Here is a 22878-nt window from a genome sequence, read left to right on the forward strand (position 1 = left end):
CGCCTACCACACGCGGCACTGGTCCTCCGGCACCGTTGGCACCCGCACCCAGCGGAAGCCTTCGCGGGTCTCGCCCGCCACTGAGTAACGGGCGGCCAGACGGGCAAAGCATGGCCCAAAGGCGTTGCTGGCGGGCTGGAGCACTTCCGCGCCTTCCAGAATGACGCGCTCGAAGCGCTCGCGCTCGCCCTCGTCCAGCTCCTGCGTGATCAGCTCCAGCCAGCGTGCGTGGTCGAAGCGATGGCCGCTTTCCCGCTCGCGGAAGATCTGGAACAACAGGGTCTCCAGCGTGCGCGCGCCGCCAGATTTCGCCCGGATGCGGGCGTCCAGATCGGCAAAGTAGAGCGCGCCGCGCTGGTAGGGCATGTGCCGGATGACGGCATCGCTGAAGCCGACTTTCGTGATCTCGGCGGCGGACATGCGCAGGGCAGGGTTGGAGTAGTAGTCAGACGCCAGATCGTTGATGGCGGCCTCATACTCGTCCAGAGTTTCAAAATTGCCGCGGGCCGGCAGAATGGTCTGGTAGTAGGTCGTCAGTCCTTCGCTGAACCAGCTGGAGATGCCGTGGGGCGCATCAATGCCGCCCGTCCACTGGTGCAGCATTTCATGAATGAGCGTGGTGCGCGGGGCGACCGCGGCTTCGCCCGGCTCGAGCGGCCCGCGCGACAGCATGAACGACTTTGGCAGGGCAGTCGCCCCGCCATAGGGCGGCTGCTCGTGGAACCGCATGAAGACGCGGTAATCCGGCATCGGCTTCAGGTGCGGGAAATAGCCGGCCAGCCAGCGATAGACCTCTGCCGCCCAGGCCATTTCCATGGGCGCATCGAACGTCGGCGTGCCGAGCCATGCGGCGCTGAAGCCATGGCTGCCGTTCTCCCGGGGATGGCGTCCGGCCGGGCCTGCCAGATACCAGCCTTGCGCCAGATCGCTGGGGGAGGCGGCCGTTGCCGTGCCTTCGCCGTGGGAGGTGACGGCAATGGAGCCTGCCGGAAGATCACCCAGATCCCAGTGCAGGGTGGCGGGCATGTCGGTCTGGTCCGCGGGTTGGATCAGAATGCTGACGCCCGCGCCCGAGACGCCGCCGCCAACCGGGCGCATGGCGAACGGCGGGCCGTTGGGGGCGCCGTCGGGCAGAACCTGCGCGCGGTAGCGCACGGTGACCGGGTAGTGCGCGGTGCGCTCCGCCGTCCAGTGACGGAAATAGGGAAAGCCCCCGGGCACGGCCGGGTCATCCTTCACGGACATGGGCAGCGGGCCGGACTGGTCCTCGATCACGAGATCGATCATCCGCTCCGCCGCGCCGGGCACGCCGGGGTAGACGATGGGAGCAACGAGGCGCAGCGGCTCGCCCCGTTGGGACGCGGGCGCGCTGATTTCCAGCGTCACGTCAATGGCGCTGACGTGCGCGCCGCCTTCCCTGACGGGCCTCAGTGTGGCGACGTACCAGCCCTTGCTTTCCAGCGCCTGCGACGGGGGCGAGGCAGGGGCGGCTGCATGGCCGGGCAGGGCAAGCAGCAGGCCGCCCGAGAGTGCGGTCGCAAGCGCGGTGGCGAGAAGGAAATGCGGGCTCATCGAGCGGCTTCCTGCTGTACCGAAGCGCGGCATTCCGCCTTGCCGACACTGGCCGGGTTCAGCTCCCACTGATAGGCGTCGACCGTCTCGCCGCGCGGCTGGTAGCGGATGGTGAGCTCCTCGTCGCCGCGCCGGATGTTCAGCGTCAGATATGCGGTCTGGTTGGCCTGTAGGCCATCCTGCGAGAAGGTGTTGAGGATCACATCGCCATCGCGCAGGCCCGCCGCTGCGGCCTCTGAGTTCGTCTTCAGCCCGCGCACGATCTTGGGCGCTTGCAGGAGCGAGGCGGGATCGAAGCCCAGATCGAAGCGGCGCAGCGGCTTGGTCACACGCCGGAAGCAGGGGCCGAAGGCATCAGAGGGCGGCAGCACGGTGCCGCCTGCCAGCATGGCGTCGAGCTCGCGAATGCCGCTCTCGCCGAGTTCCGCACGCAGCAGGCGCAGCCAGAGCGCCTGATCCATCGGCTCGCCGCGCAGGCGGGTCGCCAGCATGGTGCGCACGAGATCGTCCAGCGAGCGCTTGCCGTGGCTGCGCGCGCGGATGTCCGCGTCCACTTTGGCGAAGTAGAGCGAGCCCCGGTCATAGGGCAGCACGCGCACGCGCGTGTCGCGCCAGAAGCCTGCTGGAATGTCCGCGTTGGGCGTGCCGATCATCGCATTGGTGTAATAGCGCCCGGCGGTCTGGTTCAGGTCTTCGAGGAACTCGGCCTGCGACATCAGACCAGCGCGATAGGGGAGCAGGCGCTGATAATGAACCGCCAGCCCTTCGCCGAACCATGAGGCAGCCAGTCCGCCGCCTTCATAGTCCTGATTGTCGAAAGAGCGCACCCAGGCGTGCAGCATTTCATGGGCCAGAAGCCCTCGCAGCCCCCCAGGCTCTGAAGTGTGGTTGTAGGTGAAGGCGAAGCTGTGGGTCAGGCCGATGCCGCTGCCGGGGTTCACCGGGTTCGGGCGCATGAACACGCCAAAAGTCTCGGGCATGTAGTTGAAGAAGCGGCCGTAGAACTCCTGGAGGTTCGCCGCCCACTGCATCAGGCCCGTGGCGGGGAAGGGCGGCTCGCCCTGCCATGCGCCGAAGAAGCCGCCTTGCTCGGCTTTGTACAGGCCCGGCTTGCCTGCCATGATGTAGGTGGAGAACATCTGCTCGGGCTTGAAGGCCTCTTTGGTTTCCACGTTGCCGATGCCAAAGCTGCTCACGCCCAGAGCACCGTCTCCCAGCGCCGAGAGATCCCAGCGCACGTTCACGTGACGCGGCGTTGCATCGTCGGGAAGCGGCAGGAAGCTGGAGGCGCTGCCGGAAATGGTGGCGTCGCTGGTGCGCAGCTCATACTGCGGCTTGGCAATGGGCGGCTGGGTTGCATCAACCGGCACGCGGTAGCTGAAGCGCAGCGTGCCGTTGACCGGCCGGTCGGCGACCCACGTGCGGTAGGCGATGGAGTTGCTCTCCGGCAGATCCACGGCCTTGATGCCGAGGGGGCCGGCGTCGTCAGAAGCGGAAAGGGCGGTGATGTCCCTGGCGCTGGTCACCACCGTATGCAGGGAAGACGGCAGGCGCACCACGGTCTCGCCGGCCTCGGCCTGGACATCGGAAATGGCAACGCTCACGTCGATTGAGGGGATGACGCCGGAGACATCGGGCTTGGCCGGTGTCAGCGTGATGCCGAAGTGGCCGGGTGTGCCCGTCGCTGCGAGCGCGAACGTTGACGTGCTAGTTGCCAGCAGCACGCCGCCTGCCGTCAGAGATGCCAAGAGTGCCAGCCGCCGCATAAGTTTTCCGCCCCAATTCACTGTATCTGCCCGGTGCCGTGTGGCAACGGGGGATGGAAGTCTCCTACGGCTGTGATCTTACTGGCCGACTGACGGGCATTTCTATTCTTTCTGGCGCTCGTGCGGCCCGCCCGCTGGCAAGAAATTGCGGCAGCAGGGGAATAATGCGCGCGCGGCCTGTGGAGCAGGGTGAACAGATTTGCCGGGTGGGGGCTCCATTTGGATAAAAGTTGCACAACCGCTGGTTGGGGAGCCGAGGATCGCCCAAAAAAATGCGGCCGCATCCCGCTATGGTCCGCACGCTCAGGAAGTGCGGAACAGCACGCAGGGGCCCGAAGGTTGCGGAAGCGCCGAAGGATCAGAACAGGGGTTAAGTGAAGTGAAGACAAAGGCAGTTTTTTCCCGCGGCCTCATGGGTTCGGCAGCGGCGCTTGCATTGCTGGCAGGCGGCATGGCTCGGGCTGCGGCCTATCAGGATGCGGCTCAGGATGCTGCAGCGCAGGCGGACGGCTCGGCTGTGCTCGATGATATCGTGGTGACCGGCTCGCGCATCCGGCGTGGCACAGCGGAGACCGCACAGCCGATCATCAGCCTCGGCAGCCAGGCCCTGACCGATCGCGGCAACATCAGCGCGGCAGAACTGCTGAACCAGATCACTTCCCTGACACCGATGCTGAACCAGGCGGACGGCAGCGGCGAGTCCAGCGGCACGGGCCAGCAGGCCCCGCAGCTGCTGGGCATGGGCCCGGGTCGCACCCTGACGCTGGTCAACGGCCGCCGGTTCGTCACCACGTCCAGCGGCCTTGCCGACGCTCAGGTTGATGCGAACATCATCCCGACCGGTCTTATCGAGCGCGTCGAGGTCGTGCAGGCAGGTGGCGCGGCCGTTTACGGCTCTGACGCCATCGCCGGTGTCGTCAACTACATTCTGCGCAAGGATTTCGAAGGTGTGGAGCTGGACGGCCAGACCGGCATCTCCTCGCGCGGCGACTACGCCACCTACAGCCTGCGCGGCACCTTTGGTAAAAACTTTGCCGACGGCCGGGGCAACATCGCCGCCAACGTCGAGTGGTCCAAGTCTCCGCAGCTGCGCTTCTCCGATCGCCCGCGCACCAATCTGGCGCGCCTGACGGTGACCAACCCGGAAAACACCGGCGAGAACGACGGCATTCCGTCGGTCATGGAGATCTTCGACGCGCACTTCTGGCCGTTCAATCCGAACGGCATCGTGTTCAACATTCCGGCGCCGCTGGATTTCATGCTGACCAAGGTGAACGGCTCGGCCGTTCAGTTCGGCAAGGACGGCAGCCTGATCCCCTATGATCCGGGCACCATTCACAACATTCCGTTCGCAAGCGGCGGTGACGGCTTCCGTTACTCGAACCTGCTGGGCTTGCGCACCGGCGTCGAGCGCCTGACCACCAACGTCATCGGCCACTACGAGATCAGCGACAGCATCACGCTCTCGACCGAGTTGCTGTACGCGCGCACCAAGGGCGAGTCCCTGCCGCAGGGCATCTCGCGCACCGTGCTGAACACCACCTCCCCCGTGCTGGGCAGCATCGGGTTCAACAGGAACAACCCGTTCCTGACGCAGGAGACGATCGATGCCCTGAGCGCGGCCAATGCGGGCTTCGCGAGCGGCGGCAACCTGTATCTCTCCAAGTACTTCTATGACCTGCTGCCGAGCGGCATGCAGGAAAACACCACGGACACCTATCGCGCCCAGATTGGTCTGGATGGCGATTTCTACGTGGGCGACCGCAACTTCTACTGGTCGGCCTCGATCAGCCACGGCCGCGTTGAAGGCAAGGAGCGCCTGTGGCAGCCCCACACCCAGCGCTTCAACAATGCGCTGAGCGCGGTGCGCGACGGCAGCGGCAACATCGTCTGCGCCATCAACGCGGATGGTATCTCCACCAATGACGACGCGGCGTGCGCGCCGATCAACCCGTTCGGCGACGGCAACGTGAGCCAGGCGGCGCGCGACTATGTGTCGATCATGACCGGCACGGACTACGTGAACAAGCAGACCGACGCGCTGCTGACCATCGGCGGCTCGCTGTTCACCCTGCCTGCCGGCGACCTGCAGTTCAGCGCGGCCTACGAGCACCGCGACGAGCGCGTGACCTTCACGCCGATGGAGGCGAACCAGCTGGGCCTGTTCGGCGTGGGCGGCCGGGAAGTGCCGCAGTCCGGCCAGTACAACACCGACGAGTTCTCGGGCGAGCTGCTGGTGCCGATCCTGGGCGAGGGCTTCAACCTGCCAGGCGCACAGTCGCTCGAACTCAGCGGCGCCTTCCGCTATGTCGACAACTCCCTTGTCGGTACCGAGAAGGTGTGGAACGTCGGCCTGAGCTGGGAACCGGTGGATGGCGTGTTGCTGCGCGGCTCGCGCAGCCGCAACTTCCGTGCGCCGACGCTCGCGCAGCAGGTTGCACCCACTGCCGTTTCATATGACTCGACCGGTTACGACCCGTGCGATGCCGACCGCATTGCAATGGGTACCAATCCGGCCGTACGCCGCGCCAACTGCGAGGCGCTGTTCGCCGCGCATCCGGAGTGGGGCAATCTTGCAGACTTCCAGAGCTCGTCCGAAAACTTTCAGATCGCCGAAATCACCACCGGCGGCAATCCGGACCTGAAGAACGAAGTCTCCAAGACCTGGACCTACGGTATCGTTCTGCAGCCGCGCTTCATCCCGGGCCTGACCATTATGGCCGACCGTATCGAGATCGACCTGCGGGACGGTCTGGAAGCCTTCACCACCGAAAACTTTGCAGCTGCCTGCTTTGACTCGCCGGACATGCCGGAAGAGTACTGCAACGCGTTCCAGCGTCTGGCCGTTGGTTCGGACGGCATGGCTGGCGGTTCGATCATCTCGGGCCGCACCACCACGGTGAACGCCGGTATCGTGCGGTATCGCGGCGAGGTCTATACGGTTAACTATCTGGTGCCGCTGGAGAGCATCTTCGCCAATTCCAACCCGGGCAGACTGGAGCTGGGCCTGGAAGCCACCCACACGTCGCTGCTGACCACCGAGGTCACGGGTTCGTTCTTCGAGCGCAAGGACAACACCGCCTTGCAGCCGGAATGGACGGTGCGGTTCGATGCGCGCTATGGCTACGGTCCGTTCCGGTTCACCTACCAGCTCTTCTACATGGACAAGGTGAAGGCGAAGCCGGACGCCACGATCGAGAACAACCCGAACCCGATCATTGCCAGCAACATGACCCACAGCATCTCGGCGCAGTACACGATCGGGAACATGGAACTGCGGGCCGGCGTGTCGAACCTGTTCGACAAGCAGCCGTCCTATCCGTCCATCGGCTATGGCGACATTCTGGGCCGTCGTTTCTACGTCGGCGCCCGCGTGCGCTACTAACACGTTTTGCCGGGCTGGGACCCCCTCTCTCAGCCCGGCAATACGTTTGTTCGTGTTGCTTTTTGCGGAAAAGTTGCGTTGCGCCGCCCCGGTTCATGAAGGTGAGCCGGGGCGGTTTTTCATTGGCGCAGGCAAAAGCGGCGCGGAAGGGCATTCCTTCCACGTCCGGCGGTCTTGCAGAGTGCGGCAGTTTCTACCGGTAGAAGCCGGGAGGCGTCGGGCCCTGACGGCGGCTGCGCCCGCGTCGCAGCTGCGCGCGGATCAGGCCCACGGCAATCAGGGTGACGGCGACAACGACCCCAACCAGAATGGCGCCGAGCGCAAAAGCGGCGAGCGCGGCCAGGAGGGCAAGGCCGCTCAGGGTGACCAGCAGACGGGAAAGCCTGCTTTGCGGCTGCCACGAATAGGTGCGGCCGTCGTTACGGGTCAGAGTGATTTCGGCGTGCTTATCCATGCCCCCAATATAAGCACGTTACGGCCCTGATGAAACCTCTGCGCCAGCTGTGCGGCACAAAATCACCGCACCGGGAGGTGATTCCGGCCCGTTACTGGTACTCGGTGCGGTAGCTTCCGGGGGTCAGGCCGGTGAGGCGGCGGAACGCCAGAGAGAAGCTGGCGGGCGTGGCAAAGCCCAGCTGTCCGGCAATCTGCTTCAGCGGCATGTTGGTTGTCGCCAGCAAGGTTTGTGCCTGTTGCAGGCGAAGCTGCTCCACAAAGGCATGGGCCGTCATCCCGGTCGTGGCCTTGAACAAGCGCATGAAATGGGCTCGGCTGAGACCGACGAGCGCCGCAAGATCCTCGCACCGAACGCCGCCGGCTGGCCATTCGCGCACATAGTCCTCGATGGTTTGCAGCTGCCGCTGGCTCAATTGCCCACGCTTGGAAACCGGCGTGGTTTGGGCCTCCGGGTGGGTCTGGAAATACCGTGAAAGTTCGACGGGCAGGGCGTTGATGAGGGCATCGATGAGGATGTCGCTGGCAAAGCCCGGGGTCAGGACCTCCTGCGTAATCCGCCGCAGGGTATCGGAAATGCGCGGAGAGCGGATATCGTAGCACTGGGTAAGGTCGCTCAGATCCCAGCTCCTCTCCAGAGGAGACAGGGCGGGAATGGCGCCGGCTTCAAACGAACAGGCAATCATTTCCTGCGCGCCGCCCGGACCCATGCCGAACAGGGAATGGCCCGCGGGAATGAACATGAGGCTGCCAAGATCGGACAGACGATCGGCCTGATGGCGGTTGAAGAAGTGCCCGCGGCTGGATTTCTTGCGGGAGGACATGAGCGCCAGCGTGTGCCGCGAGGGCCGCCGCACCATCTCCGACGGGCTTTCGTAATAGAATGTCTGGACACGTAGCCGTGTGGCGCCTTTGGTCAATTCAGCCTGAATGACACTGCGTTTCATCGAGCCTCCCCATCCGCAACTGTACATTATCGTTCTTATTGCGGCGGATATTTACGCAAAAAAGCTATCACGTGACGGGCCCGACAATCAAGGGCGTGACACCGGGCCGAATCTGGCCCGTAATATTTTCCAGATGTTCACACAGGAACAGGCCGGGTGTGCCCGATTTGCCGATTGTGATCACTTTGGCAAAAAAATCGCACGAATTGAAAACGGATGCCCCCCTGTGCCGGCCGATTTAATCGGTACCATTCAGGTCGTCGGCGTATCGGCGTCGATGCGCGGACCGGTCCAGGCGAGAGACCGGCCGCACCTAGAGGGAGGATGGCGGTGATGACACCCGTGAAGCAGGGCAACACTCGTTGCCTGAAGCAATATTTCATATTCCTGCATGCGACCGCGGCGCTGATGCTGACGCCGATGCTGGCCCATGCTCAAAGCAATGATCAGGCTCCGGCCGATGCCCCGGCGCAGGCGAGCGGTACGGCGAGCTATGGTCTGGAGGAAATTGTCGTCACGGCGCAGAAGCGCAGCGAGTCCATGCAGCGCACGCCGCTGGCGATCAGCGCGGTTGGTATCGAGGCCATCGAGAGCCGTCGCATCAGCGACGCGACCATGCTCGGCTCTCTGGCGCCCAACCTGACCACCACCACTGGCCCGTCGACCAAGAACCACGTGATCGTGCAAATTCGCGGCGTTGGTGAATCAGAGCCCATCCTGACCGCCGACAGCCCGGTTGGCGTCTATGTGGACGGCGTGATCATGGGCCGCTCCACCGGTGCGGCGTTCGAGCTTCTTGATCTGGAGCGGATCGAGGTGCTGCGCGGCCCGCAGGGCACGCTCTATGGCCGCAACACCACCGGCGGCGCGGTCAGCATCGTGACCAAGAAGCCCGCTGATGAATTCGGCGTGGACGCCACCGCCAGCTACGGCAACCGGGATTACTGGCAGGGCAAGCTTAGCGTTGATACCGGCGAGTTCGGCGATACGGGCATCAAGGCGAAGATCCATTACCTGCACAAGCAGGCCGATGGTTATGTCGACAACATCAGCCAGAAGGGCAGCCGGGATCCGGGCGCGTACAACACGGATGCCTTCCGCATCGGCTTGGCCTACGACAAGGGCGGTGATTTCCGCATGACCTACTCGTTCGACTGGATCGACACCCGCGCGGTGGCGAGCCTGTCGCAGATCACGGTCGCCAACCAGAACCTGATCGATTATTTCAGCCGGTCCGCATCGCTGGGGGGCACGGAATTCCTTGGGCCGTCGGCCGAGCGGCGCGATTGGGCCAACCCGGATGTGACCTCGACGCATGACCGGAACATCAGCCACACGATCAACGCCGAGGTCGATCTGACCGATTCCATGACGCTGCGCCTGATCACGGGCTTCCGCAAGTGGAAGAGCACCATTCTCGAGACCGATCTGGATGGAAACTCGGGTCTGCGCGGGCTCGTCATGAACCCGGCGACCGGCCAGGTCAGCGTGCAGCCGGTGCATGTGTTCGGTGCGGATTCCTTCCGCCGCCAGTCCCAGTTCAGCCAGGAGATCAACCTGGTCGGCAACCTGGGCGAGCGGCTGGAGTACGTGCTGGGCGCTTATTATTTCCATGAAAAATCCCGCGAGGAAAATCCGCAGTTCTTCACGCTGGTACGGAACATGGGCCCGTTGGGTCTTGTCGGCATCAACGTCAACACCAACCTGAAGTACGAGCACAAGAACGACAGCCAGGCGCTGTTCGGTCAGGCGACCTACCACATTACCGACACGCTCAGCTTCACCGGCGGTTTGCGCTATACCGAGGACCAGAAGCAGCTGCTGGTGTTCACCAACACGCTCGGCCAGCTGAACCGCGACTTCTCGAAGCTGAATTACGCGGGTACGCTGTCCTGGCAGGCGACGCCGGACGTGATGGCCTATGCGCGCGTTGCCACCGGCTACAAGGCCGGCGGTTTCAGCGCCCGTGCAGTCAACACTGGCTATGATCCTGAAACCGTCACCAACTACGAAGTGGGCTTCAAGAGCGATCTGTTCGATCGTCGCCTCCGGTTCAACGCGACGCTGTTCTACATGGACCTGAAGGACAAGCAGCTGAATCAGCTGGTCGCAGGCACGGGCGGTTCGGCCACCCAGACGATCAACGCGGGCAAGGCCGACTTCAAGGGCGTGGAAGTCGAGTTCGAGGCCCTGCCGTTCGAGGGCCTGCGCCTGAACGGCTCGTTCGGATATGTCGATCGCAACTTCTCCGAGCTGCTGGCGCTCGACCCGGCGACCGACACGATCCGCGATTATTCGGACGTGGCCCAGTTCACCTACTCGTCGAGCAAGACGTTCACGGCAGGTGCCGAGTACACCTTCGGCGACGTGGGTGCAGGCGTGCTCTCGGTGCGCGTGGACTACAGCTACAAGGGCCGCGTGGGCTTCAACATCCTGCCGGTGCTGCCGTTCTCGCCGTATGATGCGGATATCGCAGCGCCCGCCTACGGCCTGTGGGATGCCCGCGTCATGCTTGCGGACGTGCCGCTTGGCCGCACCGAGGCGCTCATTACCCTGTGGGGCAAGAACATCACCAACAAGGACTATCGCACCGCGGGCATCGACTTCGGCTCGCTGGGCTTTGCGACCTCGAACTACGGCGAGCCGCGCAGCTACGGCCTGGACGTGCGCGTGAAGTTCTAGGCGTGCAAAAGGAGCCCGGCTGGCCGCGAGGGACCGGCCGGGCTTCCGGCTCTTACAATCGGAAGGGATTTTCAGGTGGAAAAGCTGAGCTTCCGAATGCGCGACGGCGTCAGCCTCGCGGCGGATGTGCAAGGTCCGCAAGAGGGCCCGCCGGTCATTCTGCTGCACGGCGGCGGACAGACCCGCGGGGCCTGGGGAAATACGGTCAGCGCCATGGCCAGCCATGGTTTCCGGGTGATCGCGCTCGATCTGCGCGGCCATGGCGAGAGCGACTGGTCGCCGGATGGGCGCTATGCGCTGGACCAGTTCGCAGATGATCTGCGCACGGTGGCGGCAACGCTGGACCAGGACCCGGTGCTGGTGGGCGCTTCCCTTGGCGGCCTTACCTCCATGCTGGCCTGCGGCGAGGAACCCAGGGTGGCGCTGAAGGCGCTGGTGCTGGTGGACATCGCCCCGCTGATCGAGAAGGCGGGCGAGAACCACGTGATCGGCTTCATGCGGGGCACCAAGGACGGGTTCGACAGCCTGGACGACGCGGCGGACGCCATTGCGGCCTACCTGCCTCACCGGCCCCGGCCCACGTCCCTTGGCGGGCTGGCGCGCAACCTGCGGCGGGGCGATGACGGGCGCTATTACTGGCGCTGGGATCCGGCCTTCGTTGCGCCGCGCGACGACTGGGACCCGGCTGAGATCAACCACCGTGTCGGCACGGCCCTGCGCCGCGTTGAGGCGCCGGTGCTGATGGTGCGGGGCGGGAAGAGCGAAGTGGTATCGGCCGCTTCTCTCCAGCACTTTCGCGAGTTGTTGCCGACGGCGGAAGTCGCGGAAATTCCTGAAGCAAGACACATGGTAGCGGGTGACGACAATGATGCGTTTCTCGGAGCAGTCCTCGACTTTGTCCGGAAGCACGCCAGTGCAGGCGAACCCTGTCATGGCTGATGAATGGGTGACACCGAGCCGGGAAGAGTCCATGGCCCGGTTGATGCGCGGCGCGAGCCGGGTGGCGGGCTTCGCCCGCGATCTGGAGTATACCGTGCCGGATCGGCTGGAAGAGCGGGCGGGCGACCACCCGGACACGCCGTTCATCATTTTCGAGGAAGAGAAAATCACGTTCGCGCAGGCCAACCTGCGTGCCAATCGTGTGGCCAATGCGGCGCTGGCCGCCGGTCTCAAGCGGGGCGACGTGGTGGCCCTGATGATGCTGAACCGGCCGGACTTCGTGCTGATCTGGCTGGGGCTTTCCAAGATCGGCGTGGTGACGGCGCTGATCAACACTTCGGCCACCGGTGACGTGCTGGCGCACGCGCTGGCGCAGGTGAACGCCCAGGCGCTGATCGTCGATGCGGAACTGGGGCAGGCGGTGGCCGACCTTGCGCCGGAGCAGAGGTCGCCGCTCGTGTGGGTGCAGACTGAAGAGGGCCGCCAGCCGTTCACCCTGGCGGGCGCTGAAGACTTCAACGCTGCCGTGGCGGCCGCAAGCGATGCCAATCCGAGCCGCGAGCATCGCGCCGGCATCGTGATGAGCGAGCCGCTCTACCTCATCTTCACCTCGGGCACGACCGGGTTGCCCAAGGCGGCCAAGATGAGCCACATGCGCTTCCTGAATTCAGGCGAGATGATGAGCGGCCTGATGGATATCGGTCCGAGCGACGTGTTCTACTGCGTGCTGCCGCTCTATCACGGCGCAGGCGGCATGGTGGTGCCGTCCGTCTCCCTGGCATGCGGCATTCCTTTCGTGCTGCGGCGCAAGTTCTCGACCAGCGGCTTCTGGCAGGATGTGCGCCGGCACAAGATCACGACCTTCTACTACATTGGCGAGATCTGCCGCTATCTGCTGAATGCTCCTGAAAAGCCGGACGATGCGGACAACAGCTTGCGCGCCATGGCGGGCGCGGGGCTGCGGGCGGATCTGTGGAAGAAGTTCGTCAAGCGTTTCGGCGTCTCGAACGTCATAGAGGGGCTGGGCTCGACCGAGGCCAATTACGGCATCACCAACGTGGACAACAAGCCGGGCTCGGTGGGCCGGCTGCCCTATCCGCAGCACACCAACATGCGGTTCATCCGCTATGACGTGGAAAACGGCGAGCATATCCGCGATGCCAATGGCCGCGTGGTGGAAGCCAAGGTGGGCGAGGTCGGCGAGCTGATCGCCGAGGTGCTGGACGGCACGGGCGTTCCGGGCTTCTTCGAGGGCTATACCTCGAGGGAAGCGACCGAGCAGAAGCTCATGCGCAACGTGTTCCGGCCAGGCGACGTGTGGTTCCGCTCCGGTGATCTCGTTCGCTTCGACGAGGAGGATTATTTCTACTTCGTCGATCGGATCGGCAACACCTTCCGCTGGAAGAGCGAGAACGTCTCGACGGATGAGGTCGAGGCCGTGCTGGGCGGCTTCGACGGGCCGGAGACGGCGAACGTTTATGGCGTCAAGGTGCCGGGCGCGGAGGGCCGTGCGGGCATGGTGTCGCTGACCTATGCCGATCCGTCGCGGTTCGATGGGGAAGCCTTCTATCGCTTCGCTGCCGAGCGGCTGGCCAGCTACGCCGTGCCGGTGTTCGTGCGCGTCTCGGGCGTCGCGGACATGACCACCACCTTCAAGCTGCGCAAGGTCGACCTGCAGCGCGCAGGCTATGATCCGGACCTGTGCGGCGGCGATCCGCTCTACATCGCGGACCCGCAGGCCGGGCGCTACGTGCCGCTGACGCGCGAGGCGCTGGACCGGCTCGGCTTTGCCCCCTTTGCCCAGGAGAGTTGAGATGTATGTTGAGGCAAGTGCCGAGCAGAAGGCGTTGCGGGCCGAGTTCCGCGCCTACCTGCAAGGGCTGATGACGGACGAGATCCGCAAGGCGACGTCTGGCAACGAAGGCGGGCCGCTTTACCGGCAGGTGATCCGCCAGATGGGCCAGGACGGCTGGCTGACGCCGGGCTGGCCGGTGGAATATGGCGGCCGGGGGCTGGACCCGTCCATGCAGAAAATCCTGCTGGAAGAGCTGGTGCTGGCCGAGGCGCCCTATCCGTTCGTGACAGTGAACACGGTGGGCCCGGCTTTGATGCGGCTGGGCACGGAAGAGCAGAAGCGGGATATCCTGCCGCGCATTGCAACGGGCGATCTGATTTTCGCCATCGGCTACACCGAGCCGGGTGCGGGCTCTGACCTTGCATCGCTCAAGACACGCGCGGTGCGGGACGGGGATGATTTCATCATCAACGGCCAGAAGGTGTTCACCAGCGGTGCGGAAGGGGCGGACTACGTGTTCCTTGCCGCCCGCACCGATCCGGACGCGCCCAAGCACAAGGGCATCACCATCTTCATGATGGATACCAAGCTGCCGGGCTTCTCCTTCACGCCGATCTGGACCGTGGGCAACGTTCGCACCAACGTCACCTACTACGAGAGCGTGCGCGTTCCGGCTTCCAGTATCATCGGGAAGGAAAACGGCGGCTGGCAGCTGATCGCCGAGCAGCTCAACCACGAGCGCATCGGCCTTGCCGCGTTGTCTTACGGTGGCAACGGCCACTTCGACGACGTGGTGGCGTGGGCCCGCACGGTGCAGACCGCCGACGGCGGCATGCTGATCGACCAGCCCTGGGTGCAGCTGGCGCTGGCCGAATGCTACACGCTGCTGAGCGCCGTCAAGCTGATGGGCGACCGGGTGGGCTGGGAGGTCTCGCAGGGCATCACGCGCCCGGAGCTGGCCAGCGGCCTCAAGGTGTTCGGCACCGAAGGCATGATCCGCGCCATGCGCCTGTTGCTGGATGTGATGGGCGCGGCCGGGCTGGTGCGCGACGGCTCGCCGGGGGCTCAGCTTCGCGGCCGGATCGAACACGAATTCCGCAAATGCCAGATCAATACGTTCGGCGGCGGCGCTGCCGAGGTGCTTCGTGACATGGTGGCTCAGGTGGGCATGAAAATGCCGCGCGCCGCCCGGTAAGGACGAATGACAATGACTGAACAACGCGATCTTCTGTCCCGCGCGCGCGAATGGCTCGGCAAGGACGCAACCCCGCCCACGACCGCGCGCGATCCGGTGAACCAGCCGATGATCCGCCGCTGGGCCGAGGCGATGGGCGATGCCAACCCTCTGTGGCACGACCCTGAAGTGCGGGCTGCCGCCGGCTTCAAGGGCGCGGTGGCACCTCCGGCGATGCTGGAGGTGTGGACCATGGCGCCGTTCCGGGTGGGCGGCCGCCAGGAAGACGAGTCCATGGCGGTCTTGGAGCTGTTCGACCAGGCCGGTTTTACCGGCGTCGTTGCGACCAACATCGAGCAGGAATATGTGCGCTATCTGGAGGAAGGGGACATCGTCAGCTACAAGGCGATCGTCTCCGACATTTCGGATGTCAAGCAGACGGGCCTTGGCACCGGCCATTTCGTGACGATCAACTACACCTTCACCGACCAGACCGGCGAGGTGGTTGGCACCATGCTGTTCCGGGTGCTGAAGTTCCGGCCTCCTGTGCAGGCGGCGGCGCCTGAAAAGGCGGAGCAGGCGGAGAAGAAATTCCCGCATCCGCGCCCCGGCATCACGCACGACACCGCCTTTTTCTGGGAAGGATTGAAGCAGCGCAAGCTGCTGATCCAGTCCTTCAACGGACGGCTGGTGCACCCGCCGGTGCCGGCATGCCCCGAGACCGGTTCGCTGGAATGGACGACCGTCGAGGCAAGCGGGCGCGGCACGATCCACAGCTTCGTGGTGATGCACCACCCGCAGCTGCCGTGCTTCAAGTATCCGCTGCCGGTGGTGCTGGTGGAGCTGGAAGAAGGCGTGCGGATCGTTGCCAACATGATCGACACGGCGATCGAGGACGTGGCGATCGGCAAGGCGGTAACGCTGGATTTCGTCGAGGTGGAGCCGGACTACGTGCTGCCCGCGTTCCGTCTGGCCTGAGGGGAGGGAACACCCATGGACTTTTCTCTCACCGAAGATCAGGTCAGCCTGAAGGACCTGGCGGCGCGCATTCTGACGGATGCGGTGACGGACCAGAGCCTGAAGACCTTCGAGGCCAGCGGGGAGCCATTTGACGCTGCCCTGTGGCAGACCGTGGCGGAGGCCGGGCTTCTGGGGCTGGCAATACCCGAGGAGCACGGCGGGCTGGGGCTTGGCCTTCTGGAGCTGGGGCTGCTGCTGGAGCAGCAGGGCCGCACGCTGGCACCGCTGCCGCTGCACGAAACGCTGGTGCTGGGTGCGCTGCCCATCGCAGCCTTCGGCAACGACGAGCAGAAGGCGCTGCTGGGGCAGGTGGCGGCGGGCCGGACCGTGCTGACGGCGGCGCTGGAGGAAGTGGGCAACCACGACTATTCCCGCCCCATGGTGCGGGCCACCCGCAGCGGCAACGGCTGGACCCTGAACGGCGTGAAGACGGCGGTGCCTTACGGCGCGCAGGCCAGCCGCATTCTGGTGACCGCATCCACCGAAACCGGCACGGCGGTGTTCGTGCTGGACCCGGCACTGCCCGGCGTCGAGCTGGAGGCCCAGCGCGGCGCGACCTCCGAGCCGCAGGCCGAGCTGCATTTGCGCGGCGTGCAGCTGGACGACGGCGACCTTCTGGGCTCGGCCGAGCAGGGCGGACAGATCATCAGCTGGATGGTGGACCGGGCGCGGGCCATGCTGGCGGCCATTCAGGTGGGCCTGTGCGAGGAAGCGCTGAGCCGCACGGCGGCCTACACGTCAGAGCGCGTGCAGTTCGGCCGGCCGCTTGGCTCCATGCAAGCGGTGCAGCACCGGGTGGCCGACGGGTTCATCGACCTGGAAGCCATGCGCTCCACCATGATGCGTGCCGTGTGGCTGCTGGACCAGAACCGCGAGGCTGCCGCGGAAATTGCCACGGCAAAATACTGGGCCTCCATCGGCGGGCACCGGATTTCCCACAGCGCCCAGCACCTGCATGGCGGCATGGGCGCGGACGTGGATTATCCGATCCATCGCTTTTTCCTGGCGGCGAAGCGGGTCGAGCTTTCCCTGAGCGGCACGCAGCCGCTGCTTGCAGAAATTGGACGCCAGATTGCCGCTGGCACGATCAAACCCCTTTCCGGAGTCGACGCATGACTTTCGACGAAGTGACTGCCGGGCAGGCGCTGCCCGAGCTGGAAATTGCCGTAACCGCCTCGCAGATCGTGGCAGGCGCCATCGCCACCAACGATTTCGAGAAGGTGCACCACGACAAGGAACTGGCCAAGACCACGGGCGTGCCGGATATTTTCATGAATATCCTGACGACCAACGGCCTTGTGCAGCGGTTCGTGACCGACTGGGCCGGGAGCAACGCCCGCATCCGCAAGATCAAGATCCGGCTGGGCGCGCCGAACTTCGTGGGCGACACCATGCGCATGACGGGCGTCGTGGACTCTGTCGACACAGACGCGCGCACGGCTGACATCAAGGTGTCCGGCCGCAACAGCATCGGCGAGCATGTCGCCTCGACCGTCACAATCGGATTTGCAGAAGGGGCGCGCTGATGACGAGCATCTCCAACAAGGCCGCGATCGTTGGCATCGGGGCGACCGAATTTTCCAAGAACAGCGGCCGGTCAGAAATGCGGCTGGCGGTGGAGGCGACGCTCTCGGCACTGGCCGAGGCAGGGCTGGACCCGGCCGAGGTGGATGGCATTTCCACCTACACCATGGACAACAACCCGGAGATCGAGCTGTTTCGCTCGATCGGCGGGCGCAAGCTGAAGTTCTTCAGCCGCACCCACTACGGCGGCGGCGCGGCCTGCGCGCCGCTCCTGCACGCGGCGATGGCGGTGGCAACCGGCGTTGCCGAGGTGGTGGTGTGCTACCGCGCCATGAACGAGCGCTCGCAGTACCGCTTCGGCACGGGGCACACGCCGCCGCCGATGCCGACGGCCGAGACGGCGCATTTCGGCTGGTACACGCCGTTCGGGCTGATCTCCCCCGCCTCGTGGGTGGCGATGCAGGCGCAGCGCTACATGCACCTGTATGGCGCGACCAGCGAGGACTTCGGCCGGGTTTCGGTTGCGGTGCGCAAGCACGCCGCCACCAACCCCAATGCCTGGTTCTACCAGCAGCCGATCACGCTTGAGGACCACCAGAACAGCCGCTGGATCGTCGAGCCGCTGCGGCTGCTGGATTGCTGCCAGGAGTCCGACGGCGCGGTGGCGGTGGTCGTCACCTCGCTCGAGCGGGCGAAGAAGCTGAAGCAGACGCCGGTGGTCATTCGCGCGGCGGCGCAAGGCGCGGGCGATGACAGCCACATGATGACCAGCTACTACCGCGAGGACATCAGCCGCATTTCGGAGATGAACATCGTTGCCGAGCAACTGTACGCGCAGGCCGGGATGTCGCCGGACGATATTCAGGCGGCGATCCTTTATGATCATTTCACGCCGTTCGTGCTGCCGCAGCTGGAAGCCTTCGGGTTTGCCGGGCAAGGCCAGGCGAAGGATTTCATTCGCGAAGGCAACATCGAGCTGGGCGGCCGTTTGCCGATCAACACCCACGGCGGCCAGCTGGGCGAGGCCTATATCCACGGCATGAATGGCGTGGCCGAGGGCGTGCGGCTGGCCCGCGGCACTTCGGTGAACCAGCCCAAGGACGTGCGCAACGTGCTGGTCACGGCAGGGACGGGCGTGCCGACCAGCGGGCTCATTCTCTCCGCTGCTTAACTTTGCGGGGCTGGCCGCTTCCTGACGCAACATCCCCCTCGGAAGCGGTGATGGCGGACCGGGTGAAAACCCGGTCCGTTTTTTACGTGAAGGCCAGCGCTATTTCTTCATCTCGACCGCGGTGAAGCTGAAAAGCTCGGGATTGCGGGGATCGGCGGCCACCAGCACGTAGCCGCGATGAGGCGAGCCGAACACCTCGAGCCGGGTGACGTGGGAGGCTTTGGTGCGGCCGTCCTTGAACTTCAGCGGCTTGTCGATGGTGAAGGTGTGGGTGTCGCCATGCACGGCGAGGATGGGCACGCCCAGCGCCTCGCCCTCATGAGCGAGGAGCGACTTGAAATCTCGGTAGGCGGTGGCTTTCCAGTAGATCTGGTCCCAGCCCGGATTGCCGTGGAAGAAGACGACAAGCCCGCGCGCCTTTTTGGTTTTCACCTCGTCATAGGCGGCCTTCAGCCATGCGACGTTGGCGGCGTTGCGGCGCTCGAATTCCTCAAAGGCGTAGCGGTCCGGATAAACACCGTTGTTGCCGCCGGGCTGGTGCAGGGTGACGAACACCACGTCGCCGCGCGTCCAGCGGGCGTTCTCGCGGTATTCGCCGTCCTGCTGGATGAGTTTCATCGGGTTCTGGCCGAGGCTCTGGCCCTGCGGGACGAGTGCGGCGCGCAGCTTCTCCAGTCGCTCGAGCGGGTCCCAGTCGCCCTTGCCGGGAAGCCTGCAATCGGTCCAGGCATTGTCGCCGGGGGTATAGATCAGCGGGCCCTTGATGCGGGCGAACACCTCGACGGCTTCCTCGCGCTGCTGATCGGTGCAGGGGCCGCCGCCCTGGATATCTCCGATGAATACCGTGAATTCGGGATCGGACGTATTGATGGCGTCCGCCAGCGCCAGATCCCGCGCGTGGCCTTCGGGTGTTTCCTGCTGAATATCGCCGAAGACGGCAAAGCGGACGGTGTCGGCAGAGGCCGAGGCCGCCGCCAGACCCAGGGTCATGGCCGAGAGAAGGCCGAGAAAACTACGCATCGCAAAATCACCCTTCGTTTCCGATGAGCGCTACGGCGGCCACCGGAGCGGATAGCCTGCCGGAGCTGCAACTCCTGCAAGGCACGGACCTATGGGTGTTCGATGACGTAGTGATGACAGCGCGCAGAAATGCGCCTGCGGAGGCAGGCGGCCCGGATTACGGCTGGGCGGTTTTCCCGCTGCCGAGGCGCTTGCTGACGAGGACGAGGGTGGAGTCCCCGGGGATCGCCTCCAGTTTGAAATCCATGTTGCGCTCCACCTCGAGCGCGGCGCGGTTGTCCCGGCTTTCGATGGATTCGATGACCTCGATGCCGCGGGCTTCCGCCTGTTCCGAGAGGAAGGAGAGCATTTCCCAGCCGATGCCGCGCTGACGGTAATCGGCATGGAGGGAAATGGCGACCTCGGCGCGCTTGCCGGTGGGGTCCGCAGCCAGCATGCCAGTGGCGACGGGCAGCTGGTTTTCTCTCAGGAAAGCGATGTAGCTTTCGGCGGTCTCATGATCGACATGTGTCATGCGGCGGATCTGCTCGGGCGGCACGTGGGACAGGCCGGAGAGGAAGCGGAAGCGCAGGTCTTCCGGGCTGACGTTGCGGAACAGCTCGGTGAGGATCGGCTCGTCATCCGGCCGGGCGGTGCGGATATCGATCTCAACGCCGGTCCACGTGGTGCGCTGCCAGCCTGTGCCCGTCTTGCCTGTATCCGTCATCGGGTTGCCCTTCTTTCTGATGCCCTTCGTCCGGGTCGCGGTGCGGAACGCCTGCCATAGTAACGTTCCGCACCAAGGGTTGGTTCGGCGCAGCAGATGGGCCGCGCCGGGTGGGCATCAGATGAAGGGCTTGCCGCCCGTCACCGCCACGGTTGCGCCGGAGACGTAGCTGGCTTCATCGGTGGCCAGCATGACGTAGACGGGCGCGAGCTCCGCCGGCTGGGCGGGGCGGCCGATAGGGTAGGACTTGCCGAATTCCTTCACCTTTTCCGGCGGCATGGTGGAGGGAATGAGCGGGGTCCACACCGGCCCCGGCGCGACGCAGTTGGCGCGGATGCCCTTGTCCGCCAGCATCTGGGCAAGGCCGCCGGTGAAATTCTGGATGGCGCCCTTGGTGGTGGCGTAGGGCAGCAGGGTCTCGTTCGGCATGTCGGCATTGACGGAGGTGGTGTTGATGATCGCCCCGCCGTCCTTCATGTGCGGGACCGCCGCCTTGGTGAGGTAGAACATGGCGTGGATGTTGGTGCGGAAGGTGCGGTCCCACTCCTCGTCCTCGATCTCGGCCAGGTCCTTGAAGGTCATCTGGTAGGCGGCGTTGTTGACGAGGATATCGACGCGGCCGAACTCCTTGACCGCCTTGTCGATGATGGCGCGGCAGTGGTCGGCGTCCTGAATGTCGCCGGGCACGAGGACGGCCTTGCGGCCCGCCTTTTCCACCCAGCGGGCGGTTTCCTGCGCGTCTTCCTCTTCCTCCGGAAGATAGGAGATCAGCACGTCCGCGCCTTCCCGCGCAAAAGCGATGGCGACCGCGCGGCCGATGCCGCTGTCGCCGCCGGTGATGACGGCCTTCTTGTCCTTGAGGCGGCCCGAGCCCTTGTAGCTTTCCTCGCCATGGTCGGGACGGGGCGTCATTTCCTCGGTGGAGCCGGGGACCGGCTGCTGCTGTTCGGGAAGCGGCGGCTTGATTTCGTCCGTCTTGTTCATTGTGTTCCTACTCCTTGTTGGCAGCACTTGGGTTGGCAGCGTCGCGGTTGGTGGAGCCAGGGCTCGCAGGTTTCGGATTCGCGGATTTGGAGGGGGAAGAGTTAGCGGTGCCGGAGCCCGGCTCGGACAGGGCGCGGTGCATGCGCGCCCCGGCCTGATCGGTAATGGTGTCGCCGATCGCGCCCAGCACCCGGTTCTTGACGTTGGGATAGACCTTGTCCCGGTCCTCCATCAGCGCATCGAACGCGGCCTTGGCGACAACGGCGGGATCGTCCTTGTTCTCCATGGTGCCGGCGCGGGTGTCCATCATCTCGGCACGCTCGAAGAAGGGCGTGTCGGTGACGCCGGGCATGAGCACGGTCACGCCAATGCGGGTGTCCTGAAGCTCGTTGCGCAGCGCCTCGGCAAAGGAGCGCAGGAACACCTTGGTGGCGCCGTACACCGCCTCGAACGGGGCCGGATGGGTGGCGGCGATGGAGGAGGTGAACAGGAGCTTGCCGTTGTTGCGGGCGGTCATGTCCTGCAACACCAGCTTGGTCAGCTGCACGGCCCCGCGCACGTTCAGGTCGATCATGCGCAGCTCGCGCTGGAGGTCCGTCTCGGCGAACGGGCCGCTGAGGCCGACGCCCGCATTGACGCACAGCACGTCGACCGTGCGGCCCTGAAGGGCGGCATAGAGGCTGGCAACGCCCTCCTCGGTTGCAAGATCGCTGGCGTGGGTGGTGATCTCCGCGCCGGTGACGGCCAGCTCGGTGCGGGCCTGCTCGAGTTTAGCGGGGTCTTCGGCGGCGATGAGCACCGCGAAGTCGTTGATGGCGAAGTGCCGCGCCAGTTCATATCCAATGCCGCTCGATCCGCCGGTCACGACAGCAAACGGCCGCGTTTCGTTTTCAGCCATGTTGAATCCCTCGGGTTTACCGAGCGAACCCTTCGGAGGCGGCGGAGTTCCCCCCGCTGGTGCAAACCCGGCCCACCGGTCGAGCCGCGCCGCCATGCGGCGGACATGGCTGCCGGGCCAGTAGAGCCGGTGGCAGGCCGGGCAGGTGCTGAACGGGCCGGGCATGCGGGTGGTCTGCTCGGGCAGGGTGGCCAGCGCCTGCGGGGACGCGGGGGCAAGAGGCGTGTTGTCCACAAGGCAGCGGGTAAACGGGGCTTCCCGCCAGCTGAGGCCGAGGTGCCGGGTCAGGGCCTCGGCCTGCGCGTCCAGCGGCTCGGGCAGCAGGAGGACGATGTCTGGCGCGCGCTGGGACAAGGTGCGGTCTCGGGTGAGCAGCAGCCGATGTTCAGTACGGGCGCGGTCGATCAGGTGCCGGTCGTCCGTCCGGGGTTCGCACAGGGCGACGTCATGCCCCGCGGCGCGCAGCCAGCGGGCAAGGCCGGCCAGCATCTCGTCGCAGAGCAGACGCACCGGCGCTTATCCATATGCGAAGATACGGATGAGAAACGCGAGCACGACGATGCCGACCAAGCCGGCAATGAAAATGATGCGCTGGGCCCTGGTGCGCAGGATGATGCGCCCGCCGCGCACGGCCTCGGCGTCATACTCCGGCGCCTGGTTCCGGTCGGGGGTGGATGGCTTGTTCCTGTCCTGCTGCATCAGGGGCTCCTCACTTGAAAGCACGCGACCCTCAAGGGTGTAACGCGGCCCTGCCGCTGCCGGTTGTGAGGGGGAGGCAAAAAGTTCGGGGCGGGAACAAGGCGCGGCCGGGAGAAGTTCTCGCCTGAAGGCTTTTGGCAACG

19 protein-coding genes are annotated in these 22878 nt (G+C 65.1%); 10 read left to right on the top strand and 9 right to left on the bottom strand.

The annotated features are described in order from the left end of the window. Positions 1-3: 3 nt before the first annotated feature. Both VIG90_RS11215 and VIG90_RS11220 read right to left on the bottom strand, forming a co-directional pair. The gene (locus VIG90_RS11215; protein WP_331593605.1) at positions 4-1572 is read right to left on the bottom strand and encodes a hypothetical protein; all 1569 of its coding nucleotides are present in this window, start codon (positions 1570-1572) and stop codon (positions 4-6) included. Beyond that, complete coding sequence (locus VIG90_RS11220; RefSeq protein WP_331593606.1) at positions 1569-3338, bottom strand: peptidase M61; 1770 nt, start codon at positions 3336-3338, stop codon at positions 1569-1571. The genes VIG90_RS11215 and VIG90_RS11220 overlap by 4 nt, the downstream gene beginning before the upstream one ends. A 379-nt stretch (positions 3339-3717) precedes the next feature. Here VIG90_RS11220 and VIG90_RS11225 point away from each other — a divergent pair, with 379 nt between their 5' ends. Beyond that, positions 3718-6723 carry a TonB-dependent receptor domain-containing protein gene (locus tag VIG90_RS11225; RefSeq protein WP_331593607.1) on the top strand — a complete coding sequence of 1002 codons (3006 nt, stop codon included), beginning with the start codon at positions 3718-3720 and terminating at the stop codon, positions 6721-6723. 193 nt (positions 6724-6916) lie between these two features. Here the strand turns inward: VIG90_RS11225 and VIG90_RS11230 are convergent, their stop codons facing one another. Together VIG90_RS11230 and VIG90_RS11235 are read right to left on the bottom strand one after the other, a co-directional pair. Beyond that, complete coding sequence (locus VIG90_RS11230; protein ID WP_331593608.1) at positions 6917-7177, bottom strand: hypothetical protein; 261 nt, start codon at positions 7175-7177, stop codon at positions 6917-6919. Positions 7178-7268: 91 nt separating this feature from the next. Beyond that, on the bottom strand, positions 7269-8123 hold the full coding sequence (locus tag VIG90_RS11235; RefSeq protein ID WP_331593609.1) for an AraC family transcriptional regulator: 855 nt from the start codon (positions 8121-8123) through the stop codon (positions 7269-7271). Between VIG90_RS11235 and VIG90_RS11240 the strand changes: the two genes are divergently transcribed. From VIG90_RS11240 to VIG90_RS11280, 9 genes are all read left to right on the top strand, one after another. Further along, entirely contained in the window at positions 8107-8457 is a 351-nt protein-coding gene (locus VIG90_RS11240) for a hypothetical protein (RefSeq protein WP_331593610.1), read from the top strand. The two genes, VIG90_RS11235 and VIG90_RS11240, sit on opposite strands and share 17 nt — an antisense overlap. Further along, positions 8457-10805, top strand: a complete 2349-nt coding sequence (locus tag VIG90_RS11245) for a TonB-dependent receptor (RefSeq protein ID WP_331593611.1) — start codon at positions 8457-8459, stop codon at positions 10803-10805. The genes VIG90_RS11240 and VIG90_RS11245 overlap by 1 nt, the downstream gene beginning before the upstream one ends. 75 nt (positions 10806-10880) lie before the next feature. Beyond that, positions 10881-11744 carry an alpha/beta hydrolase gene (locus VIG90_RS11250; protein WP_331593612.1) on the top strand — a complete coding sequence of 288 codons (864 nt, stop codon included), beginning with the start codon at positions 10881-10883 and terminating at the stop codon, positions 11742-11744. Next, a complete protein-coding gene (locus VIG90_RS11255; RefSeq protein WP_331593613.1) occupies positions 11737-13557 on the top strand; it encodes a long-chain-acyl-CoA synthetase in 1821 nt (606 codons plus the stop codon). Before VIG90_RS11250 ends, VIG90_RS11255 begins: the two co-directional genes overlap by 8 nt. A 1-nt stretch (position 13558) precedes the next feature. Then, positions 13559-14734, top strand: a complete 1176-nt coding sequence (locus VIG90_RS11260) for an acyl-CoA dehydrogenase family protein (protein ID WP_331593614.1) — start codon at positions 13559-13561, stop codon at positions 14732-14734. A gap of 12 nt (positions 14735-14746) precedes the next feature. Beyond that, on the top strand, positions 14747-15691 hold the full coding sequence (locus VIG90_RS11265; RefSeq protein WP_331593615.1) for a bifunctional MaoC family dehydratase N-terminal/OB-fold nucleic acid binding domain-containing protein: 945 nt from the start codon (positions 14747-14749) through the stop codon (positions 15689-15691). Between the two features lie 15 nt (positions 15692-15706). After that, positions 15707-16849, top strand: a complete 1143-nt coding sequence (locus tag VIG90_RS11270; protein ID WP_331593616.1) for an acyl-CoA dehydrogenase family protein — start codon at positions 15707-15709, stop codon at positions 16847-16849. After that, the gene (locus VIG90_RS11275) at positions 16846-17259 is read left to right on the top strand and encodes a MaoC/PaaZ C-terminal domain-containing protein (RefSeq protein ID WP_331593617.1); all 414 of its coding nucleotides are present in this window, start codon (positions 16846-16848) and stop codon (positions 17257-17259) included. The genes VIG90_RS11270 and VIG90_RS11275 overlap by 4 nt, the downstream gene beginning before the upstream one ends. Next, entirely contained in the window at positions 17259-18428 is a 1170-nt protein-coding gene (locus VIG90_RS11280) for a lipid-transfer protein (RefSeq protein WP_331593618.1), read from the top strand. Before VIG90_RS11275 ends, VIG90_RS11280 begins: the two co-directional genes overlap by 1 nt. A gap of 99 nt (positions 18429-18527) precedes the next feature. On the opposite strand, the gene VIG90_RS11285 is transcribed toward VIG90_RS11280, so the two are convergent. The 5 genes from VIG90_RS11285 to VIG90_RS11305 all read right to left on the bottom strand — a co-directional run bounded on the left by VIG90_RS11285 (position 18528) and on the right by VIG90_RS11305 (position 22735). Further along, complete coding sequence (locus VIG90_RS11285; RefSeq protein WP_331593619.1) at positions 18528-19448, bottom strand: hypothetical protein; 921 nt, start codon at positions 19446-19448, stop codon at positions 18528-18530. Positions 19449-19605: 157 nt separating this feature from the next. Further along, positions 19606-20154: a GNAT family N-acetyltransferase gene (locus VIG90_RS11290; protein WP_331593620.1), complete on the bottom strand. Its 549-nt coding sequence runs from the start codon at positions 20152-20154 to the stop codon at positions 19606-19608. Between the two features lie 117 nt (positions 20155-20271). Next, positions 20272-21138 (bottom strand): SDR family oxidoreductase, encoded by an 867-nt coding sequence (locus VIG90_RS11295; protein ID WP_331593621.1) that lies wholly within the window; start codon positions 21136-21138, stop codon positions 20272-20274. Between the two features lie 7 nt (positions 21139-21145). Continuing rightward, positions 21146-22546, bottom strand: a complete 1401-nt coding sequence (locus tag VIG90_RS11300; RefSeq protein WP_331593622.1) for an SDR family NAD(P)-dependent oxidoreductase — start codon at positions 22544-22546, stop codon at positions 21146-21148. Positions 22547-22552: 6 nt separating this feature from the next. Beyond that, entirely contained in the window at positions 22553-22735 is a 183-nt protein-coding gene (locus VIG90_RS11305) for a hypothetical protein (RefSeq protein ID WP_331593623.1), read from the bottom strand. Positions 22736-22878: the final 143 nt, after the last annotated feature.

It is taken from the genome of Pedomonas sp. (genome assembly GCF_036515995.1).
Classification (GTDB): domain Bacteria; phylum Pseudomonadota; class Alphaproteobacteria; order Sphingomonadales; family Sphingomonadaceae; genus Pedomonas.